Raw genomic sequence first — 20650 nt, 5'->3', positions numbered from 1 at the left:
CGTCTGGCTGCACACCTACAATCACCACCGCGGACACACCGCGCTCAAAGGCCAGCCACCCGCCAGCCGCGTCCCCAACCTCACGGGTCAGTACACCTAGCGCGCCAGAAACGCCGAGACGCGCTCGCGCAAGGACGCCGGGTCCAGCCCCTGCTCCGCGACGTGCTCGTCCAGCGACCCGTAGCGGCGCAGCTCACGGCGGTCCACCCCGAGCCCCAGCACCCGGTGCGGTGTCTCGGCCAGCGCGTCGTTGGCTGCGGCCGTGGAGGTCCCGGCGAGATACGGCTCCACGATCACCACATCGGCCCGGTCCGCGCCCGCGACGGCCCGGCGCAGCGCCGCGCCGTCGAAGGGCCGTACGGTCGTGGCGTACAGCACCGTCGTGTCCAGGCCCTCCGTCGCCGCCAGGACGTTGTCCAGCAGGGGCCCGACCGCCACCACGACCCCGCGCGGGCCCTCCCGTACGGTGCTGAATCCGGCCCCCGTCACCTCGCGCGCCCGTTGGTTGCTCTGGAGCGACAGCCGTACGTACACCCGGTCGTCCCCGGCGGCGGCATGCCGCAGCAGGGCCTCGGCCTCGTCGGGGTGGCCCGGCACGTGCACCGTCCAGCCGTCGAGCGTGTCCATCAGCGCGACATCGCCGGGCGCCATATGGGTGAAGCCGCCCGCCGGCGAGTCGTACGATGCCCCCGCGCTCACCAGCACCCCGCCCACCCCTTGGTGGCCGAAGTCCAGCTTGACCTGCTCGAACGGGCGCTCGACCAGGAAACTGGCGAAGGTGTGCACGAGGGGGCGCAGGCCCGCGAGGGCGAGGCCGCCGCCCACACCGACCAGAAGCTGTTCGCGGATCCCGACATTGATCACCCGGTCCGGATGGCGGCGCTCCGCCTCCACGAAACCGGCGGCGCTGATCTCGGCGAGTACGACCGCGAGGCGCGGATCCTCGTCGAGAAGGCTGGAGGCGGTGGAGATGAAACGGTCGCGCATGGTGTCCATGGAGCTGTACCTCTCTCGGTTCGCGCCCCGGTCTCGTCCGGTACGCGGCGAATCTCGGGGGCCAGGAACCTGGCTCAGGACTTCGGCTCGACACGGGCCACGACCGCGCGGGGCCGCCCGGTGTGCGGTGCGGTGAAGGCGGCGTACAGCGCCTCGTGGTCCCGGCCGTCGACGGTCTCGGCCGACCAGCCGGCCGCCTCGAACCGGGAGGCGATACCGCCGGGCCAGCCGTAGGTCGCGGAGCTGTTGTCGACCACGAGGGTGTGGAGCTGTTCGAGCCCGGCGGGGCCCGCGAAGGCGATCGCCTCGTGGTTGCTGCCCTCGTCCAGCTCGGCATCGCCGAGCAGCACCCAGACATGCGGCTCCGTGAGCCCTCGTGCCCGCAGCCCGAGCGCACTGCCCACGGCGAGAGGCAGCCCGTGCCCCAGGGAGCCGCTGCTGATCTCGACGCCCGGCACCAGGGTCCGGTCGGGGTGGTGGCCGAGCGGTGAGTCGTACGAACCGAAGCCGGGCAGCGATTCCTCGGCGACGAACCCCTTGGCGGCGAGGACCGCGTAGTACGCCATCGGCCCGTGCCCCTTGGAGAGCAGGAACCGGTCCCGCCCGACCGCGTCCACGCTCCCGGGCGCCACGCGCAGCACCCGGTCGTAGAGCACCCAGAGCGCGTCCAGGGTGGAGGTCGCGGCGGGCCCGTGCTTCTCGTCGCCGGTCATCAGGGCCATGAGCCGGTGCAGCTCCTGGAGGGCGGGACCGGGAGGCGAGGACGCCCGGCGGCTCTCCGGTACGGAGCCGGTGGCCGTGCCGTACGTGCCGTACGCGCGTGTCGTGCCTTCGCTCGTCATACGAGTCACGTTGCAACATCAAGTGCACTTGAGGTCAAGACGGCCCTGGCAGGAAAGCGATTCGTGACCACCGGCCGGAGTGCGGTATTGTTCTCATGCGCGTTCAGATCAGGGAAACCCCAGGTCAGACGGGCATCGGGACGTGGCGCAGCTTGGTAGCGCACTTGACTGGGGGTCAAGGGGTCGCAGGTTCAAATCCTGTCGTCCCGACTTGTGTTTTCGCAGGTCGCAGGCGGTATCGGAGAAATCCGGTACCGCCTTTCCGTGTTCCCTGGGGACCAGCTGGGGGACCACGGGGTCCGGCGGTGCCGTGCTGCTGCTGTTGGCCGGCCGGCGAGGGGGAGGGGTGCGCGCGGACTGGGTTGAGGGTGACGGTGCAGCCGAGCCGGTTGAGCGGGTTGATGGTCCGGCGGGTGGCGCGTTCGGGGTCGCGCTGGGTGAAGTTGGTGCAGCCGAGGCCGTGGCAGGGGGCGTTGTCGGTGTGCATGTGCCGGCTCGCGGCGATGATCGAGTGCTCGACGGCGACCAGTGCACTGAGTGGGCCGTGTCGGGCGGTCAGCCGCTTGTGACGGGCCTGCGGACAGGCGTCCGTCCTTGGTTCTCGCCGCGCCGAATGCCGCGAGGCCGAGGGCTCCTCTGGGACAGGGGTTGCCGGGCCGGACTTTGGTGTTCCTGGTGCGGCCGGCGGACTCGTGGTGGGCGGGGCAGACCCCGGCCCAGGACGTGAGGTGCCCGGCGGAGGGGAAACGGGTCATGTCGCCGCCGGTCTCAGCGATGATCACTTCGGTGGTGGCCTGGTTGATGCCGGGGATGGTGCCGAGCAGGTCGAGGGCGCCACGAAAGGGGGCCATCGCCTCGGCGGGTGACCGTCAAGGCCGGACTATGAGGGGGGCGATACGCAATATAATATTCCATATCGCCCTCTGAGGATCGCCCTCTGAGGTGATCTTGATGGCTGTCGTGCGATCGTTTACGGTGCGGAGTCTGTGATCCTTCGGTCGATCTCGAAGGCGAGGGTCAGCTCGGCCAGCTCGCGGGGTTGGGACAATGTCCGGCCCGTCTGGTCTTGGAGTCGGCGCAGGCGGTGCCGGACGGTGTTCGGGTGGCAGAACAGGGCGGTGGCGGCGCGGTCGGCGGACCCGCCGGCGTCGAGCCAGGTGCCGAAGGTGTCGAGCAGCAGTGCGCGGTCATGTCCGGGAGCCTGGTGGAGCGGGCCGAGGATGGTTCGGGCTACGGCGCGCATGATCTGCGGGGCGCTGGCCGCGGCGATGGCCAGCGGGTCCCGGTCGAAGACGGTGACCCTCCGCCCCTCGTATGAGCCGCGCAGCGCGATTCTGGCCAGTTTCAGAGCGTCCGCGGATTTACGCAGGTCGTGGTAGGGCGGGCTGATCCCGACGCTGCCCTTGGCGGCCTTCTCCAATGCGTCGGCGAGCTCCTTGATGTGAGGGCGGGCGGCGGGTAGTCGTGCGATGCCGACTTCGGCGTCATGCAGCAGTCGCCACGCGGAGGCCACGCCGAGGGGTTGGAGCGCGTCCTGGACGCGCGGGAGCGCGTGGCGTGCGACCTCTGGCACCTGGGCGGCGATGACGACGTAAGGCCCCTGTGCCGGCAGGCGCAGGATGTCGGCGGCCTCGTAGAAGTTGGTCTCGTCCAGGCGGCCTTCGAGTAGTGCCTCCATCACGGCCGAGCGTTCGGCTTCGCGGGTGAGGGTCTGGGAGGTGATCTCCTCGCGGTAACCGTCGGCCATCTCCTGGGTGAAAATGTCGAGCACGAGCCACATCTCCGAGGCGGCGCGTAGGGCAGCCTCGGGCGCGACCTCGCCGGTGGCGGTAGGTTCGGCCAGGCGTTCCCACAGGAATCGGGCGCTGACGCGATAGGCCTCCATCACCGAGGTCAGCGGTACCCCGGCCTTTGCGCGGCGTCGTCCGTTGTCCCGGGACTCCGGCGAGGCGTGTGCCGGGACGTGTCCCATCGGCCCGAAGACGAAGTCGATGTTCTCCAGGCAGGTGCGGCGCAGTTCCGCGGCCGTGATCACCGCGTCGCTCCGATAGACCGGCACGGCCGCTCGGATCCGCTCGGCCATCTCGTCGGCCAGTTCGCCGGCCCGTTCGAGCATCCGAGCGCCCAGCAGTGCAACCTGCGCGCCAACAGGGTCAGGCACTGGATGTTCCATGAACCAATCTTAGGCGTCGGCGGGTTCCGAACCGCCAGGATTTCAGCCTCCATGCGGCGCCGTCGTTGTCCCACGGAACAATCCAGCCGCGAACATCGTGTCGCTCCGGACATCGCTCCCGTCTTGAGGGCGGGTCAGGATGAGGGGCGGCAGGAACCCCGGTCCTGTCCACTCGGCACCGTCATCGCGTCCGAGAGACACCTGGAATCGAAAGGCGGCACGCTGATGAGTCTGACCTCCCGTGAAAGGCACGAGATCACCCGGGCGAACGCGTCGGGCCTCAAGCCGGTCGTGTTCGTGCACGGGCTGTGGATGCTGGCCTCCAGTTGGGAGCCGTGGCGCTCGTTCTTCGAAGAGAACGGCTACGCCACCCTCGCCCCGGGCTGGCCGGACGACCCGGAGACCGTCGCCCAAGCCCGGGCGAATCCACAAGTGTTCGCAGGCAAGAGCGTCAAGCAGGTCACCGACCACATGGCCGAGGCCATCGGCGCGCTCAGCCGGCGCCCGGCCATCCTCGGCCACTCCTTCGGTGGCCTCATCACTCAGCAACTGGCCGGACGGGGCCTGGCCACAGTCTCGGTGCCGATGGACTCCGCTCCGTTTCGCGGAGTGCTCCCACTCCCGCTGTCCGCACTCAAGTCCGCGCGCCCGGTTATCGGCAACCCGGCCAACTACCGGCGGGCCGTGGCGTTGACCTACGACCAGTTCCGCTACTCGTTCGCGAACGCGGTGAACGAGAGCGAGGCCAAGCGCCTGTACGAGACGTATCCGGTGGCCGGCTCCGGGATCCCGCTGTTCCAGGCCGCCACCGCGAACGTCAACCCGTTCACCGAGATCAAGGTCGACACGCGGACCCCTCGGCGCGGCCCGATGCTCCTGATCAGCGGAGAGAGAGACCACATCGCACCGTCCGCGATCGCCAACGCCTCCTACGAGAAGCAGAAGCGCAATCCCGCAGCCACTCTCCTCCATGAGATCCCGAACCGAGGCCACTCCCTCGTGTTCGACAGCGGCTGGCAAGAGGTCGCCGAAGTGGCCCTGGCCTTTATCAAGGAACACCACTGAGAGGGCGTTCAGCGTGGGTGAATTGCTGCTTATGTTCTAGTAGGTGCCTCGCCAGTTTGGTGCGGTCTCGTCGTTATGCGCTTGGTGAGATTGTCGATCGACGTGATGTTGATCATGGCTTCGGAGCTGGTGGCGAGGGTCTCGTAGTAGCGGGCGAGACGTCGGTGCATCATGGTCCAACCGATACTCCACTCCACTATCCAGCGCCTTTTCGCGACGTGATAGCCGCGAACTCCAGGGTTTCTGTTGACGACTTCGACGTCGATTCCGGGCTGCGCGCCATGCTGGGCGACGGCCTTCGTGGAGCCGGTATCGACCCAGCTCTCGGAGATGGCCGGGTATGTCTTCTTGGTCTGGTCGAGGAGGCGTATCCCCAGGGCGTTTTCGGAGAGGCTCGCGGCGGCGACGGTCACGGCGAGGATCAGGCCGATCGTGTCGGTGAGGATGCCCCGCCTCCGGCCCACGATCTTCTTCGCGGCGTCCGTTCCCTGGCTGGTCACGGGCGCGTTGGTGGAGGTCTTCACGCTCTGGGTGCCGATGGCGGAGCCTGTGGGTTCGGGCTTGCGTCGATACCGGTAGCCCAGGGGCAATCCGGCGTTGTTGTTGGTGTGCCAAGAGCGGGTCAGCTGAAGTCATTTGGTGAGCGGCTGTCGGACCGGGTCGGGGCCGAGTGCGGCGTGCTCGCTCCGGCCGGGTTCACGTACGCGCCGCAGGCGGCGGACCTGCCGGACCAGAAGATGTGGCGCATCGACCTCGGGGCCGACTGCGGGGCCTTCCAGGACGTGGCCGGGGACCGGGGGCGACCTGGTGGGGATCGAGCGGCACTGGGAGGGCATCCTGCAGATCATCGGTTCCGTCCCCACCGGTGCGGGGCGGGCCTGCGACGTGATCCGGATGCTGTCGCGCGACGGGCCGGCCGACCCCGCTGGGCGACGCCGTCGCGCATTACAGGCGGATCGCCGAGACGACGCACCTCCTGCGGCCGGCGGACGAGCCCGGCCACCGGCGGCAGATCAGGACGCAGGCCGACCTGAGGGAGAGCCGCCACGCGCTCGCCCGCGAGATCTTCCACCGCAGGGCTGGGCGGCTCTACCGGAACTACCAGGACGGTACGGAGGACCTGTTGACCGAACTGCTGGGAAGTGGGCCGACGAGGCCCCGCAGTTCGACGCACGGGGACGAGAACGGCAGCGGGTGCCGGACTCAGATTTGGTCATAGTTCCAGTACTTGTCGAACTGCGGGGCCCAGACCTCGGGCCCCGGGGTTGTGGTGCTGCCGCAGGCGCCCAGTACCGCCTGGGAGCGCCGTCCCGTGTCCCGGGTGCACTGCCCGGTGCTCGCCTCGGCGATCTCCCAGCGGTTCGGTTGCTCCGCGGTGCCGCGGTAGTTCCAGGTGAAGGTGGAGCAGCCCGAGCCGGTGGTCAGGATGACCGGGGCTCCGGGTGTGGGGCTGCCGCCCTGCGGGCCGAGGCAGTAGGTGCCGAAAGCGCCGATCGTGAAGTTGCCGTTGCCCAGGTTCTGGAAGTGGAAGCGCTGGTGCAGCGCGTCCTTGCAGTCGAAGGTCTGGACGACGGTTCCGGGCTTCGGGCGACCGCCCCCGCGGAGGTCGAGGCACTTCCCGCTGACTGCGGCGCGCAGTTCGTAGATGGCCGCGTTGCGGAAGCTCGTCGTGTACCGGATGCCGGGGTTCTCGGCGGCCTGCGCCGAAGTCGGCACGAGCAGAGCGAACAGTCCCGTCAGGGCAGCCACCACGCTGTGCCTGCCGAGTCGGCTTGGCTTTCGAGCCACGCGATCTCTCCTGTCCCATGAAAGCGATGACGCGGGGAACTTACCGTAATTCACCGAATGCCCCATGTTGCGTTCTCGGTGGCGCGTCTGTCTGTTCCCGGATGGCCGCGGTGACTTCCGGCAGGACGTACGAGACGGCTGCCGGTCCGTCGCCGATGGCATCGGTCTGCTGGTTCTCCTCCTGACACCCGGTCTGACGGGGGCGGGTGCCGGACGAGGTGGTCCGTGGCCGTGCGGCGGCCGTCCGCCGCGAGTTGACGGGCTCGATGTGACCGGTCGGCCCGTCAGTTGGTTCACCGGAATCGGGGGACACGGACGGACAGATCTCCGCCGCGTTCCACTCCTGGACAAAATTGATCTTTGTAAGGGGCATGTAACAGGGATCGGACAATTATTGATCGCAAACGGTCCAACGTGGTGTCCTGCAGTGGAGCCGAGGAAGAGCATCGGACGCGGACGCGTGGCCGATGGACGTAGTGCCTTGGCCGGTACCGGTACGGGAACAGCGCTGGGCGGCGAGCGACAGGGGTCGCCGCTTCTGGTCCCCCGCTTCCGGAGCCGTGGAAAGCGAAGCCGCTCGCCTTTCCAAGCGGGTGGCTGACTGTACAGAGGAGACGCACATGCGCAGGAAGCTCGCTCAGGCCGCCGTCGTGGTGGCCGGAATCGTGGCCATCGCCGGAGGTACCGCTGTGACCGCTCAGGCGGCTGAAGGGGCGCCGATCAAGATGGCCAGCTTCGATCTGTGTGCCGGGTGGGGCCACTCCTTGGAAGAGCAGGGCGTCATCAAGGGTTACCACTGCGACAACATGAACCCCGAAGAGCAGTGGTACCTCACGCCCGTCTACTAAAGACTCCGGGCCCCGTCCGCGGGCCGACAGCACAGCCAGGCCATGAAGGGCCGGGCCCTCGCCGGGCCCGGCCCCTCGCCGTGTTTCCCGCCTTCAGCCGCGTGCCCCGCTCGTGAGCGGGGGCGGCACCGGGCGGAGTTCCTCACGTGCGGGCGGCGTCGCCCTGGGCGATTTCCGGCAGGGGAAGCTCCCTTCCGGGGAGAGAACAGGGCGGGGCGGTTCCGATCGACGGGCGAAACGACCCCGGCGCTCCGTGCGGTGGCGAGGGCCAGCTCGAACAGGAGGCGCCCCAGGCATTGTCCCTGAAGCCCTCCAGCGGTTCTCCCTCGACGGAGACAGGGCCCAGGATGCGATCGTCCCGCTGACGACGGTGATCCGGCGACGAGTCATTTGCTGGGGAGAACGGTCCCTCCCTCCCGGCAGGTCTTCATGAGGGCGGCGTCGTAACCCTCTTCCACTGCGAGGTGTGGTCGTGCCGGGGGAGCAGGAAGGGGGTGATCAGCATGAGAAGACCGGCAACGGCGATTGCGGTGCGGGGGCTGGTGATGCCGGCCAGCAGGCCCCACAGCCCGGTCATGGCCGCGACAGTCGCCTTACTGGTGACCGACCACGCTGACAGGGTGCGGGCGATCCGGTCCGTCGCTGTCCGGTCGAGCCGGTAGGTGGCGAACACCGGGTTGAACACGCCCATGCAGGTGATCAGTCCGAACTCGACCGCGATGACGAGCACGAGCCCGGCCACGCCGGGGTGGATGAAGGCCAGTCCGAGCGACCAGCACGCGCGCAATGTCCCGGCGGTGAGCATGACCTTGTGCCGTCCGAACCGTGCGACGAGCCGGGAGGCCAGCCGTGAGCCGATGATGCCGCCGACACAGGGCAGCCCGAACGCGAGGCCGTACTGCCAGGGGGCGAACCCGAGGTCGCCGAGCATGAGGACGGCGAGCAGCGGCGAGGTCGCCATGATCAGGCCGCTGACCAGAACCGTGTTGAAGAACAGGGGGCGCAGGGCCGGGTGGGCCAGGATGTAACGCCACCCTTCGAGCAGGTCACCGACCCGGAGTCGCGCCCCCTGCGTACCGGTGCGCACGGGGCGCGGCTCGCTGCCGCCGATCGCCCGAATCCCCGTGGCCGAGAGCAGATAGCTGACCGCATCGGCCACCACGGTCATCACCGGGCCGAACAACCCGATCGCGGCTGTGCCGACCGGTGGTCCGAGCACGGTGGCGGTCCAGGTCGTGGACTCGAATCGCCCGCTCGCGACGAGCAGGTCCTCCGGCCGCACGAGCGCCTTCAGATACGCGCCACTGGCCGCGTTGAAGGCGATGTCGGCCGCACCGACGACGGCGGACACAACCAGGAGTTGGACAAAACTGAGCAGGCCGAGTGCGTACGCGGCGGGGACACTCATCAGTGCCACGAACCGGGTCAGGTCCATCGTGACCATCACCGGCCGCTTGCGGCGGTACTCCACCCACGGCCCGAGCGGCACCGCCATCGCGGCCCCCACGGCCAGCCCTGTTGCCGCCAGCACCGACACCTCGGTCGGCCCGGCGTGCAGCACAAGGATCGCGATCAGAGCGAACGCGTCGAACGCGAGCCGTGTGCCGAACGTGCTGACCGCGTACGCCGCCCACAGCCACCCGAACCGCCGGCCCAACCGTCTCCTGCCCACCATGCTCAACGCACCCCTCGATGTCCCGCCCGAACAGGTCGACGTTGACCGATAAGAGCAAAGCTGGCAGCACAACAGCAGGTCAAACAACCAATCTGCCGGAGGCCACAACCAGATGTTGTGCACTAGGGTGCGTCGGTGTGGACCTCGACACCGTCCGGACCTTCGTCGCCGCCGCCGACGCGGGGCAGTTCCAGGAAGCCGCCGCTGAACTGGCGCTCACCCAGCAGGCTGTCTCCAAGCGCATCGCCACGCTGGAACGCGGCCTCGGCGTGCGGCTGTTCACCCGCACCGCGCGCGGCGCCGAGCTCACCATCGACGGGCAGGCGTTCCTGCCCCACGCGCGCGAGTTGCTGCGCGTCGCCGAACGCGCGGTCGCCTCCGTACACACCGGCAGCCGACCGCTGCGCGTCGACGTGCTCGCCTCGCGCGGCGCGGCGTCGGGCCTGATGCGGGGCTTCCATCGCGCGCACCCCGAGACAGAGCTCGACGTGGTGTGGCTGTTCCGTATCGAGACGGCCGTCGCCGCCATCCGGTCCGGTACGATCGACGCGTCCTTCCGTGCCGTCGCCGTGCCCGGCAGGCCCCTTCCCGAGGACATCGAGTCCGTCCGGGTGCTCGACGAGCCGCTCCAACTCCTCACCGGCCCCGCCCACGCGCTGGCGGGGGCCCGGTCGGTGACCGTCGCTCAGCTCGCCGGGCACCGCATCTGGATGCCCGGCCTCGTCCCCGGTACCGAGTGGGCCGCCTACTACGACGACCTCGTCGCCGAGTTCGGCCTCACCATCGAGGCGACCGGCCCCAACTTCGGCTCCGACGCGCTCCTGGACACCGTCGCCGACACCCCTGCCCTCGCCACCTTCATGGGCGAGCAGACCCGCCTCGTCTGGCCCGCAGGCCACGGCCTGCGCCGCATTCCGGTGACCGACCCGACGCCCGTCTACCCGCACTCACTGATCTGGCGCCGCGACAACCCACACCCCGCACTCACCACGCTCCGCGACCATCTCGGCTCCACACAGCCCGACCGCCCCGGCAGTGAGACGTGGACACCCGCATGGACACCCGCATGGACACAGCGGTAAGCAGCACCGGGGCAACCATCGGCAACGACCTCACGAGCCGCAACAGCCAGTTCTGCGTCCCCTCGTCGTCATCGTCGAGCCCGACACCGTCCGGGTCGCGCGACGAGGACCAGTTCGGTTCACTCGGTCCGGTCCTGAACACCGTGTGCTCTGGACGACGTGGTACGTCGGCGCCGCCCGCGCCCAACTCCGCGCCGACGCCGACCACAATCCGGCCCGGCGCGGCCGCCGCCGGCCCGCTGGAGCACGACTTCCTCACCGACCTCGATGCCGAGGTGCCTCCCCGCCTACGTCCGACTGGGCGAGGAACAGGTCGGCGGGTTCTTCCTCCTTCGGATGCTCTGCAGTCTCCTCGGGAATCTGCCGGCCGGTGCGGGGAGGTCGCCCGCACAGACGGATCGCCGCCCAACGGGGTTGTGTGCCGCAGCGGATCCCTGCCGGCCGAAGCTGCCGACCGGCAGGTGGAGGAGTGTCTGCCGCGCCCGGGGTTGGGCCGGGGAGCCCGTGTCCAGAGGAGCACGGGCACCTCCGACGCTTCTCAGCCGAGCCGGTCGGCCACCTGCTTGCGCAGGTCGGGAAGCATTTCGTAGAGCTTGCCGCCCGGGCAGCCCGTCACGTTCACGTCCCTGTGGCTGGAGATGACCGGTACGTCGAGCACCGTGCCCACCGGGTGCGGGTTGGTGCCGCCTCCGCCGGCCGAGACGAGCTGCGTGGAGCCTTCCGGCTTCAGCTGGTACTGGCCGCCCTTCCAGACGAGCAGGTCGGCCAGGCTCTTGGCCATGGCTTCGCTCGGCTTCGGGTCAGGGCCGGTGTCCTCGCCGCCTTCGCTGTTGTTCGGCTCGAAGTTGCCGAGCATCGCGACACCGAAGGTGTTGGTGTTGAAGCCGGATGCGTGACCGCCGAGGATGCCGGGAATCGCGGTGCCGGGCTGCATCTCGATGGAGCCCTTGCGGCCTTCCCAGATGCCACCGAAGCGGTCGACGATGAAGTGGTAGGGGAAGTCGCCGTAGCCGAGGACCAGAATGTGCTGGATGTAGATGCCGTTGATGATCTGCGGCACCTGCTCCTGAGTGTAGGAGTTGTTCCCCGTCACGGTGTGATGGACGAGGGCAGCCTTGATCGAGGGCTGGGTCTTGTACCCGGGATCGGCCAGCGTCTCGTCCGCGCCCCAGTCCTTCCGCAGCTTCACGTCCGCCTGTGCGGCCTGTGCGGCCTGTGCGGCCCGCGCGGGCTTCGGCTGACGGTCCGGGGAAGAGGTGGCCGGGCTCTGGGCCGGGTCGATGAACGACAGCCGCAGGTCCTGCGGCAGGCTGCCCTTCGGAGATGTGAAGCGGACCTCCGCCCCGTCCGCGTCGTCCGTGTAGAAGGCGGGTGCGCCGGCCCGCTTCGCCTCCTCGGCCACACCCTCGGCAGGCTCCAGGGGAACGTTCCGCCACGATTCCCAGGCACCGTTGCGGTGGATCCGCGTCTCGGCGGTCAGCCCGCCGTCGACGGCGGACTCCTTCTTCCAGCTGAGGCCGATCGACGAGAAGTGCTCACCGGTGATCTCACCGGTGGAGAACACCTTCCCGGTCTGTGATGCGGCCTTCGCCGACAGGGCGCCGGAGGGCTTGCCGTCGCGGTCGGTGAGCGTGGTTTCTTCGACCTGAGAGGAATCCGCTGCCATCGTTTCGATCGCCGTCGCCGCGGTGCTGGTACCCGCGGCGACGAGGGGTGCCGTCAGTGACACCACCCCGAGAGCAACCGCGGGGATGGTTTGACGAAATCTCATGAACTTCCCTATGTCGTCACTATGCCCCAAGCCGCAGCACGAGGGGGCGCGACGTGGTAACCGACCGATGTCGCACCGGACTTGCAGGTCTGAGGGTCTCGGCTCATCCTACGATCAGTGATTCTTCCCAGCGGTCAGAAAGTCCACCGGCACGCGGATCGAGGATCTTCCGCCGAACCCCCGGAACAGCCCGATCGCCCGTGCTGGACGACCAAGATGGAGTGCGCGGCGTCATGCCGGCCGGCTGCACGGGGTCCGTCATCCACCACGCCGAACCAGGGAGCCCCCACCGCTACTGAGCCGAGCACACGGGGATCGGCGGCATTGGCACCGCCGAGGACAGTCGGCGCCGGCGTACGGCTGAGCCACTCCTGATCCCTGGCTACCGGGACTGCGGTCGTCCAGCGACAGGAACTCCTGCGGAACCGTCCTCACAGCGCACTTCCCTCCCCCAGCCCCGGGACGCCTGCCGCCCCGGCCCGGTGAAGACCGCCCGGTCCACGAAAACTCATCGGCCGACGTTGCCGATTCCTTGATCCCGTCCACCGTACGAGCTTCCACTTCGGCATCCGGATGTTCCGCGCGCCGTCCTGGGCCTCGGCACCGCCCCGGCTGCCGCGCTCACCGCACGGCAGGGCCGCCGGACCCTTCGTGGCCCTGACCCCAGCGGTTTCACGTCCGGGCGGCGGCGAGGACGGCGCTGAGTGCGACGGTGGCGTCGAGGAGAGCACGGGAGCGAGCGTTGATGTTCTCATCGCGGGTCGTCAGCGCGGCTGCGATGTCCTCCGTACGCTGTCCGCGCCGCAGGCCCGGCATCAGGGTCCGGAGCTGATCGATGCGGTACCCGGCGCCGCGGAGCTGGTGGACGATCCGGGCGTCCCGCGTCTGCGCCGGTGAATATCGTCGCGTATCCCGGGGGAAGACCCGGTCCGGGACGGCAAGCCCCTCCGCGTCCCAGTGGCGCAAGGTCGATGAGCGCACTCCGAGCGCGGCGGCGAGTTCGGAGACGCTCATCGCGTCCGACGGGCGTACGGCGTCGACCCGTTCGGCAGAGATCGCCGCGGCGGCCCCTTTGGCGAGTTCGAGGTCCGTACGCTCCCGGTCGAGTCGGGCGTGTGCCGCGTCGAGGAGTGCGAGCACTTCCGAGGCAGGGCGCTCATGCGCGGCGCGAACGATCCGTTTGGCCTCCACCGGGCCCGTGCCGAGTGCGAGGGCCCGGTAGGCCGACGCGGACCGCAGATGAATCTCCCCGTAGATCCGGTAGCCCGAGGCCGAGCGCGCCGCCGGCGGCAGGACCCCGTCACGTTCGAGATTGCGTACCTGCTGAACGGAGTACCCGGCGCGTCGTGCGACATCGACCGTACGCATGGCCGACTTGAGAGTTGACACCCGATTGACCCCTGTCTTCCGGCTCGAAGTCTCCACAAGCACCTTAATGAAACGCTTGAGCACATGACCGAGCGAATGACCATGGAAGAGATCATCGACTTCGTGGAGAACCTGGACGGAGCCCTGGCCGTCAGGCCGGAGCCAGGCGACGGCTCACCGGAGATCAGTTGGGGGGATACGTTCTTCTTCTACTCCCCTGAGGGCGTCATGCCGGCATCGACGCAACCGTTCGCGACGATCGTGACGAAGAACCAGCCGGGCGACGAGAGGTCACGCCTGGACCGCCCGGACACGTTCCGCGTCAATGTGGCCGCCGGGAAGGAGCTGTTCGTCCGCTGGACCGGCCACGCGCCGCGCGCATCAGCCGCCGACGGCGACCCTGGTGTCACCGACGCCGTGATGGCACACCCCGTCTACGGTTCCATGGGCTGGCTCGCGGTGGTCAACCCCGGCCCGGAGACCGACGAGGCCCTACGCGAACTGCTCCGCACGGCCCATCACCTCGCACGCTCACGCCATGAACGACGGACGGACTCGACGACGAGCTGATGAGGAAGGCCGCCAGGGGCGGGCCCCGGCCGGGGCCCGCCCCTGGCGGCGAGCGTCGCGATGCCCGACGCGTAGGAGGAATCCGGCACTTGGCCGCCACCGACCCACGATCGCAGGAGGCGACGACTCAACCGTGCCCACCGCGCGATGCCGCTCCGATCAGGCTTGAAAGATCGCGGATCGGCTCAGTTGTCCTCGGGCTCCGGCAGGATCCTGACCGTCAGCGGCTGGGTTTCTCCCAGGAGGGTGAAGGAGCCCCTGAAGTAGCCCCCCTCCGGGGGCGCGTCGGCATCGGCGGCGATGTCGACCGTGATGGGCCGGTTGAAAGTGATGCGGTTGAAGGGGAAGTACCCGCTCGCGCTGAGCCCGTCGGCCGCGATGCGTGTGGTGCAGCCCGGACGGTCGCAATTGGTGTTGAGGGCGATGATTCTCGTGTACGGCGGCGCCTCGATGTCGAGGTAGCCCGGACCGCGGCGCGTCTGCCCGTCCGGCGGAAGGATCACTCTCCGGGCGGCGCCACCCGCCTCCAGCTCGGGAATGTTCTGCTGCGGCGGCACCGCGAGAACCGCACGCGTGGACGTGGCCGGTCCGGGCGCCGCCATCGCGGCAGGCGCCACACAGCCGAGCAGTACGGTGGCCGCGACCGCCAGAGCCGGCAGCCGCTTCTTCCTGGTGACCATGGTCGATTCCCTCTCTCCGGCGACACCGCGTGTACGACGTGGAGGCGGGACAGCGCCCCGGCCCACCCCGATTCTTCGCCCCGTACGGCTGGATATGCCCACATGCCGGGAGATTCCCCTGAAAGAGCGGTCGGTGCGGGCCGCTCGGCTGTGGCCGTCCTGAGACATTTCCGCGAGGAAGGGCGGGGCAGGAATGGCGTTGACCATGGTTCTGGCGGTGAACACCCGCAGGGCCATTGAGCAGGACAAGGAGTGTTGTTGATGCGTACCAACCGGAAGTTCGCCGTCACCCTCGCCGCCGCCGTGCTGGCGGGCACCGCTGGTGCGGGAGTCGCGCAGGCTTCGCCGGCGACGGGCGGGAGCGTTGCCCCGTCCGCCTGCCGTCCGGCCAACCACACCGCGAAGATCACCCAGGCGGACAACACCGCGGGGCACCGTCACTACCGCGTGACCCTGACCGCGCCGAGCGGCTACGAGCCGTGCGAGCTGGCCGGTTCGCCCACCGACGTACGGTTCTCGGACCACGGTTCGGACAGCGGGGTCACCGCCGGCAGCTACGGAAGTCAGGGGACCGTGGTGACCTTCGGCCCGGGCCACCCGGTGCACTTCGACATCCAGGTTCCGAACACCGGCGGCGGTGCCGCCGCGGACGAGGCGTCGTTCACGCTCCAGGCGCCCGGCGGTCGGATCCCCGGCACGTCCTTCGCCGAGGGCGGGCTCACGGTGGCGGCCGGCACCCTCGTCGGCCCGGTCCAGCGCGGCGCCTGACCTCCTTCCGCACCGTGGTGGCGTTCCCGGCGGCAGTGTCCTCGCCGTGGGAACGCCATCGCGTTCTTCGACCTGCGTGTGCCACCGATCGGCACGACCTGCCCTGTCCCCGTGGGTGCCACCGGGGGAGGCGGGCCCCTCAGTCGGACCGGGTGGTGAAGCAGCGGCCCTTGCCGAGGTCGTCGACGAGTCAGCGCCCGGTCGGCTCCCGTCCGAGGAGCCGGTCAGTGCCGTCGCTCTGGCGGTGCGGGATCGGTGAGGGACGCGACGAGCCCCCGTCTCGTCATGAGGCGGGGGCTCGGGGCGGGGAGGCGGCCACGCCGCCCCGGAAGAGGGCCGTCAGGCGGCGGTGCTGGTGAAGGCGGCGAGGACACCGGCCGCCAGGGCCGAGCGTTCGACCATGCCGCTGAGCGTCACGTGCTCGCTGCGGGCGTGGGCGCCGCCGCCCACCGCGCCGAGCCCGTCGAGGACGGGGGTGCCCGCGGCGAGGATGAAGTTCCCGTCGCTGGCGCCGCCCACGGCCGTCTCGCGCAGGTCGAGGCCGAGCGGCGCGGCGCAGGACCTGGCGAGGGCGAAGACCTGGCCGACGCCCTCGGTGCGCTCGAAGACCGGACGGTTCCAGCCGCCGTCGAGCTTCAGGCCGGTCCGCGTGTCGACCGGGGCGAGCCCGGCCAGAGCGGCGTCCAGACGGGCGCGTTCGGCAGAGGTCGCGACCCGTATGTCCAGGTGGGCGGTGGCCTCTCCCGCCGTGACGTTGCTGCGGGTGCCGCCTTGGAGCACGCCGACGTTGACGGTGGTTCCGGCCGCCGGGTCGGCGAGGGCCTCCAGCGCGAGCACCTGGCGGGCGATCTCGTTGACCGCGCTGGCGCCGGCGTTCGGGTCGAGCCCGGCGTGTGCCTCCTCGCCGGTCACGGTGAGGCGGAACAGTCCGACGCCCTTGCGGGTGGTCTTCACCGCCCCGTCCGCGCTCGCCTCGAAGACCAGCGCCGCCCGGGACTTCCGCGCCTCGGCGACGATGACGCCGCTCGACGCCACGCTGCCGGTCTCCTCGTCCCCGTTGAGCAGCAGGGTGCACTCGGGACGCGGCAGGCCGAGGGCCGTGAGCGCGCGCAGCGCCCAGACGGCCTGGACGAGTCCGGCCTTCATGTCGAACACGCCGGGCCCGGAGATACGGTCCCCCTCCCGGCGGTAGGGCCAGTCCGACAGGGTTCCGGTGGACCAGACGGTGTCGTAGTGGCCGACGAGCAGCAGCGGGACGCCGGTGGACGGGCCCGTGCCGGCGTAGCGGCGGATCATGATGTCGCCCGCGTCCTCGCGCGGGATCAGCTCCTCGCTCGCGGGGGCGCCGAGGGAGGTGTCGAGCCAGCCGCGCAGCCAGTCGAGACAGTCCGCGAGGGACGCGGTGTCGTCGCTGGAGCTCTCCTGGGAGGTGTACGCGGCGAGGTCGGAGTCCATCGCGTCACGGTGCTCGTCCAGCCAGCGGTGGACGGCGACGGCCTGTGCCTCGGTCAGTGCGGGCCCGGCGGGCAGCTCGTGGCGCCCGGCGCCGTCCGTGTCCGCCGGGTGGCCGCCGGACACGGCGAGACGGTCGAGGGCGTCCAGCCGGGACTCGGACATGGTGGACGGGTCCTGCTCCAGCTCCCGCAGACCTGCCACGACGGCCCGGAGCACCGGAGCGTCCCGGCCCGCGCGGCGCGTCTGCTCGAACACCGGCGCGTAGTGCGTGGTCACCTCCACCGGACGGCGGCGGACGGCCAGGTCGCGCCAGATACCGCTGCGGTCCTTGGGCTGGGTGCGCAGCCACGCGGTCAGCCGGTCGCAGGCGGCGTCGCGCAGGGCGGGGTCGTGGTCGGGCCTGAAGGCGTGCGCCTCGAAGGCGTCGAAGGACTCCAGACGCGCCCCGGCCGCGTCGGCCGCCGCGTACACCTCGGCGGTCAGCGCGTACATGGTGGCGCGGTGGCGGTCCGTGAGGTCCGCGATGGGGGCGTCGGCCAGCGCGGTGGCCGAGAGCATCGCGCCGAACGCGGACTTCGCCCAGAGGTAGCCCTCGACGTTGTCGCTGGTACGGGCGGGGCCCCACGCCTGGAGGTCGGCGACCAGGGCGCGTACCCGGGCCGAGACCGGCGCGCCGCCCATCTCGCCGATGACGAACGCGCCGGGGCCGCCGTCCCGCACCACGCCCGGTTCGACGAGGTCGGCGAAGATGTTGACGAAGGCGGCGACGGTACGGTCGGCGCCGACGTGCTCCGCGATGAGCGCCTCGTTGAAGCCGTTCTGCACGGAGACGACGTAGCCGTCCGGGGCGAGGCGCGGTGCGATCCAGCTCATGGCCGCCCCGGTGGCCTGTGCCTTGACGCTGAGCAGGACGCGTCCGAGGGGCGGTCCCTGGTACGTGTCGGGAGTGGCCGCGTCGAGGCGGACGCTCTCGCGTTCCTCGCCGCGCAGGATGGTCAGCCCGTCCGCCTGGATCGCGGCCACGTGGGCGGCGTCGGTGTCGATGACGGTGACCTGGTGTCCGGCCGCCGCGAGGCTGTGGGCGAGGGTGCCGCCGATGGCGCCCGCTCCGACCACGGTGTAGGCGTCGCCGGTCATGAGGTGTGTCCCTTCGTGGTGCCCGGAAGCGTGTCCGGAGGTGTGTTCGGGCGTGCGTCCGGGTGTGTACCCGGCGGTGTGTCCGGTGTGTCCGGTGTGTTCGGGGTGTGGCTTCCGTGGGGGCCGGTGGTGGTGGCCGGGTCTTCCGAGGCGGTGCCGGCCGGGGGCCACAGCCGGGGGAGGTGGCTCGCGCCGGTGCTGCTGCCGCCGTCCACACGCAGGATCTCGCCGGTCACCCAGGAGGCGTCGGGGCCGGCGATCCACACGACGGCGCGGGCGATGTCCGCCGGGGTCCCCGGCCGCCCCAGCGGGTTGACGGAGACGGCCGCCGCGTACTCGTCGGTGACGGGGTTGCAGGCGCTGTCGACCCCGATGAACCCGGGGCTGACGGCGTTGACCCGGATGCCGTGCGGGCCCAGTTCGAGGGCCGCGGCGCGCGTCGCCATCTCCAGCGCCGCCTTGGAGCTGGCGTACGGGCCACCGCCGGGCCGGGCGCGCAGCGCGGAGCCGGAGGAGATGTTGACCACCGAGGCGGTCCGGCCCGAGGCGATGGCACGGCGGGCCAGTTCGCCCGTGGCGAGCACCGGGGCGCGGGTGTTGAGCGCGAAGACGCGGTCCCAGTCGGCCGCGGTGACCTCGGTGATGTCGAGCGACGGGTAGATGCCCGCCGCGTTGACCAGCACGTCCACCGGCCCGTGGGCCTGCCAGCCGTCGCCGACGGCGCCGGCCGGGCCCTCGGCGGAGCACAGGTCGCGGACCTGGTGGGCCGCGCCGAGGGCGTTCGCGGTGTCCGCGAGCCGGGCGGCGTCGAGGTCGACGAGTGTCAGCCGGTGGCCGGCCGCCGCGAAGTGCTCGGCGACGGCCCGTCCGATGCCGCTCGCGGCGCCGGTGACCAGTACGTGCGCCATCAGGCGAACTCCTTGTCCTTCGTCTCGGGCATGGTCAGGTAGATGATGAGGGAGACCAGGGCGGCGCCGGACACGTACAGCCACAGCTTGTCGGCGTGCCCCGAGTCGCTCATCCAGGTGGTGACGTACGGGGCGGTACCGCCGAAGACGGCGACGGCCAGCGCGTACGGCAGGGCGATACCGGTGGCGCGCACCTCCGGCGGGAACTGTTCGGCCATGATCACCGCGCAGTTCGCCGAGTAGCCGAGGATCAGCAGCATGCCGGTGAGCTGCACCAGGAACAGGACGAGGAAGCTGTCGTTCAGGAGGTGCAGCATCGGCCAGGAGAGGAGGACGAAGCCTCCCGCGAACCCCGCCAGGGTGGGCTTGCGCCCCAGTTTGTCGGAGAGCATCCCGGCGAAGGGCAGCAGCACGATGAAGATGACCAGACACAGGGTCTGGGAGAGCAGCGCCCGCTCCAGCGGGATTCCCGTGGTGAGGTTGGCGTACGTCGGCAGGTAGTTGACCCAGATGTAGTACGTCAGCGTGCCGGCGATGGTGATGCCCGCGACCCGCAGCGCGGCGGCCGGGTGCTCGACGAACATGGCCTTCAGCGGGTTCTTCCGGTCCTGCCCGCCGGCCTTGGTCTCGTTGAAGGATTCGGTGTCCTCGACGGTGACGCGCAGCCAGAGCCCGACGAGGCCGAGCAGCGCGCCGATCAGGAAGGCGGCCCGCCAGCCCCAGCTGTGCAGGGCGTCCTCGCTGAGCAGCGAGGTGAAGGTGGTACCGAGCAGCGAGGCGATCAGAACACCGCCCGCGACCGACACCTGCTGCCAGGACCCGGCGAAGGCGCGCCGTCCGGGCGCCGCGGACTCCACCAGGAACGCCGAGGACGAGCCGAACTCACCGCCCGCGGAGAAGCCCTGGGCGAGCCGCGCCAGCAGCAGGATCACCGGGGCGGCGATGCCGATCGTCTCGTAACCGGGGGTGATCGCGATGACGAAACCGGCGCCCGCCATCAGACCGATGGTGAGGGAGAGCCCCTTCTTACGGCCGTGCCGGTCGGCGTACGCGCCGAGGACGGCGGCCCCCACCGGACGCATCACGAAGCCGACGGCGAAGACGGCGAGGGTGGAGAGGAGCGCGACTGCTCCGTCGGCCTTCGGGAAGAAGACATCCGCGATGATCTTCACGAAGATGCCGTAGAGGGCCCAGTCGACGAATTCGACGGTGTTGCCCACGGATCCGGCCACGATGGCCTTGCGCTGCCGGGGCGTCAGCTTGGTGGACGGGGCGGTACCGGATGCGGCGGTGTCGGTTGTCACGAGGGGGTTCCTCGCCTTCCTTGGAGCGTCACAGGGGGACGGATCGGGATGCGGGGGTGCGGGTCCTGATTCCTGTGGGGGGTGCGGTGCCGGCAGGCCCGGACGGGCGGGACGGCACCTGGTGGAACGGGCACGCCGGGGACAGGCGGCACACGGGGTGCGCCCGCGCCGGCCGGGGAAGCGGGTGGAGCGGGTACGGCGGCGGGGGAGCGGGGGCCGC

At 70.3% G+C, this 20650-nt stretch carries 17 protein-coding genes, 1 tRNA gene and 2 pseudogenes; 7 read left to right on the top strand and 13 right to left on the bottom strand.

Features of this window, described 5'->3' with window-relative positions:
• Positions 1–96 precede the first annotated feature (96 nt).
• Together ACFXPL_RS09275 and ACFXPL_RS09270 are read right to left on the bottom strand one after the other, a co-directional pair.
• Complete coding sequence (locus ACFXPL_RS09275) at positions 97–996, bottom strand: transketolase family protein (protein WP_384915009.1); 900 nt, start codon at positions 994–996, stop codon at positions 97–99.
• A gap of 74 nt (positions 997–1070) precedes the next feature.
• A complete protein-coding gene (locus ACFXPL_RS09270; protein ID WP_384915028.1) occupies positions 1071–1718 on the bottom strand; it encodes a transketolase in 648 nt (215 codons plus the stop codon).
• Between the two features lie 256 nt (positions 1719–1974).
• Between ACFXPL_RS09270 and ACFXPL_RS09265 the strand changes: the two genes are divergently transcribed.
• Positions 1975–2048: transfer RNA gene (locus ACFXPL_RS09265), tRNA-Pro, on the top strand.
• Here ACFXPL_RS09265 and ACFXPL_RS09260 read toward each other — a convergent pair.
• Together ACFXPL_RS09260 and ACFXPL_RS09255 are read right to left on the bottom strand one after the other, a co-directional pair.
• Complete coding sequence (locus ACFXPL_RS09260; RefSeq protein ID WP_384915006.1) at positions 2030–2689, bottom strand: transposase; 660 nt, start codon at positions 2687–2689, stop codon at positions 2030–2032. The two genes, ACFXPL_RS09265 and ACFXPL_RS09260, sit on opposite strands and share 19 nt — an antisense overlap.
• Positions 2690–2808: 119 nt before the next feature.
• Positions 2809–3999, bottom strand: coding sequence for a PucR family transcriptional regulator (locus tag ACFXPL_RS09255; RefSeq protein ID WP_384915003.1), 1191 nt, complete (start codon positions 3997–3999; stop codon positions 2809–2811).
• A gap of 237 nt (positions 4000–4236) precedes the next feature.
• Between ACFXPL_RS09255 and ACFXPL_RS09250 the strand changes: the two genes are divergently transcribed.
• Positions 4237–5076 (top strand): alpha/beta hydrolase, encoded by an 840-nt coding sequence (locus ACFXPL_RS09250; protein ID WP_384915000.1) that lies wholly within the window; start codon positions 4237–4239, stop codon positions 5074–5076.
• Positions 5077–5112: 36 nt separating this feature from the next.
• Here the strand turns inward: ACFXPL_RS09250 and ACFXPL_RS09245 are convergent.
• Positions 5113–5642 (bottom strand): annotated as a pseudogene (locus ACFXPL_RS09245) (transposase); the annotation flags it as partial.
• Positions 5643–5750: 108 nt separating this feature from the next.
• Between ACFXPL_RS09245 and ACFXPL_RS09240 the strand changes: the two are divergent.
• Positions 5751–6211 (top strand): annotated as a pseudogene (locus tag ACFXPL_RS09240) (Tn3 family transposase); the annotation flags it as partial.
• A 68-nt stretch (positions 6212–6279) separates the two neighbouring features.
• Here ACFXPL_RS09240 and ACFXPL_RS09235 read toward each other — a convergent pair.
• Positions 6280–6864 (bottom strand): RICIN domain-containing protein, encoded by a 585-nt coding sequence (locus ACFXPL_RS09235; RefSeq protein WP_384914997.1) that lies wholly within the window; start codon positions 6862–6864, stop codon positions 6280–6282.
• Positions 6865–7484: 620 nt separating this feature from the next.
• Here ACFXPL_RS09235 and ACFXPL_RS09230 point away from each other — a divergent pair.
• Entirely contained in the window at positions 7485–7712 is a 228-nt protein-coding gene (locus tag ACFXPL_RS09230; protein WP_384914994.1) for a hypothetical protein, read from the top strand.
• 427 nt (positions 7713–8139) lie between these two features.
• Here the strand turns inward: ACFXPL_RS09230 and ACFXPL_RS09225 are convergent, their stop codons facing one another.
• On the bottom strand, positions 8140–9387 hold the full coding sequence (locus ACFXPL_RS09225) for an MFS transporter (protein WP_384914990.1): 1248 nt from the start codon (positions 9385–9387) through the stop codon (positions 8140–8142).
• A gap of 137 nt (positions 9388–9524) precedes the next feature.
• On the opposite strand from ACFXPL_RS09225, the gene ACFXPL_RS09220 reads away from it, so the two are divergent.
• Positions 9525–10469 carry a LysR family transcriptional regulator gene (locus tag ACFXPL_RS09220; RefSeq protein ID WP_384914987.1) on the top strand — a complete coding sequence of 315 codons (945 nt, stop codon included), beginning with the start codon at positions 9525–9527 and terminating at the stop codon, positions 10467–10469.
• A gap of 538 nt (positions 10470–11007) precedes the next feature.
• Here ACFXPL_RS09220 and ACFXPL_RS09215 read toward each other — a convergent pair.
• Together ACFXPL_RS09215 and ACFXPL_RS09210 are read right to left on the bottom strand one after the other, a co-directional pair.
• Positions 11008–12240 (bottom strand): N-acetylmuramoyl-L-alanine amidase, encoded by a 1233-nt coding sequence (locus ACFXPL_RS09215; protein WP_384914983.1) that lies wholly within the window; start codon positions 12238–12240, stop codon positions 11008–11010.
• A 672-nt stretch (positions 12241–12912) separates the two neighbouring features.
• A complete protein-coding gene (locus ACFXPL_RS09210) occupies positions 12913–13629 on the bottom strand; it encodes a MerR family transcriptional regulator (RefSeq protein ID WP_384914980.1) in 717 nt (238 codons plus the stop codon).
• Positions 13630–13692: 63 nt separating this feature from the next.
• On the opposite strand from ACFXPL_RS09210, the gene ACFXPL_RS09205 reads away from it, so the two are divergent.
• Positions 13693–14178, top strand: coding sequence for a DUF6194 family protein (locus tag ACFXPL_RS09205; protein WP_384914977.1), 486 nt, complete (start codon positions 13693–13695; stop codon positions 14176–14178).
• A 185-nt stretch (positions 14179–14363) separates the two neighbouring features.
• Here the strand turns inward: ACFXPL_RS09205 and ACFXPL_RS09200 are convergent, their stop codons facing one another.
• Positions 14364–14858, bottom strand: a complete 495-nt coding sequence (locus tag ACFXPL_RS09200; protein WP_384914974.1) for a hypothetical protein — start codon at positions 14856–14858, stop codon at positions 14364–14366.
• Between the two features lie 261 nt (positions 14859–15119).
• Between ACFXPL_RS09200 and ACFXPL_RS09195 the strand changes: the two genes are divergently transcribed.
• The gene (locus ACFXPL_RS09195; protein ID WP_384914970.1) at positions 15120–15626 is read left to right on the top strand and encodes a DUF4232 domain-containing protein; all 507 of its coding nucleotides are present in this window, start codon (positions 15120–15122) and stop codon (positions 15624–15626) included.
• Between the two features lie 339 nt (positions 15627–15965).
• Here the strand turns inward: ACFXPL_RS09195 and ACFXPL_RS09190 are convergent, their stop codons facing one another.
• The 3 genes from ACFXPL_RS09190 to ACFXPL_RS09180 are packed head-to-tail and all read right to left on the bottom strand — an operon-like array spanning position 15966 to position 20430.
• Positions 15966–18218, bottom strand: coding sequence for a 2-dehydropantoate 2-reductase (locus ACFXPL_RS09190; RefSeq protein WP_384914967.1), 2253 nt, complete (start codon positions 18216–18218; stop codon positions 15966–15968).
• Positions 18215–19126, bottom strand: coding sequence for an SDR family NAD(P)-dependent oxidoreductase (locus ACFXPL_RS09185; RefSeq protein ID WP_384914964.1), 912 nt, complete (start codon positions 19124–19126; stop codon positions 18215–18217). Before ACFXPL_RS09185 ends, ACFXPL_RS09190 begins: the two co-directional genes overlap by 4 nt.
• On the bottom strand, positions 19126–20430 hold the full coding sequence (locus tag ACFXPL_RS09180; RefSeq protein WP_384914961.1) for an MFS transporter: 1305 nt from the start codon (positions 20428–20430) through the stop codon (positions 19126–19128). The genes ACFXPL_RS09185 and ACFXPL_RS09180 overlap by 1 nt, the downstream gene beginning before the upstream one ends.
• Positions 20431–20650 lie beyond the last annotated feature (220 nt).

It is taken from the genome of Streptomyces sp. NPDC059092 (assembly GCF_042756365.1).
Taxonomy (GTDB): domain Bacteria; phylum Actinomycetota; class Actinomycetes; order Streptomycetales; family Streptomycetaceae; genus Streptomyces.
Note: the sequence above shows the minus strand (reverse complement) of the source record. Positions and strands in the feature narration are given on the sequence as shown.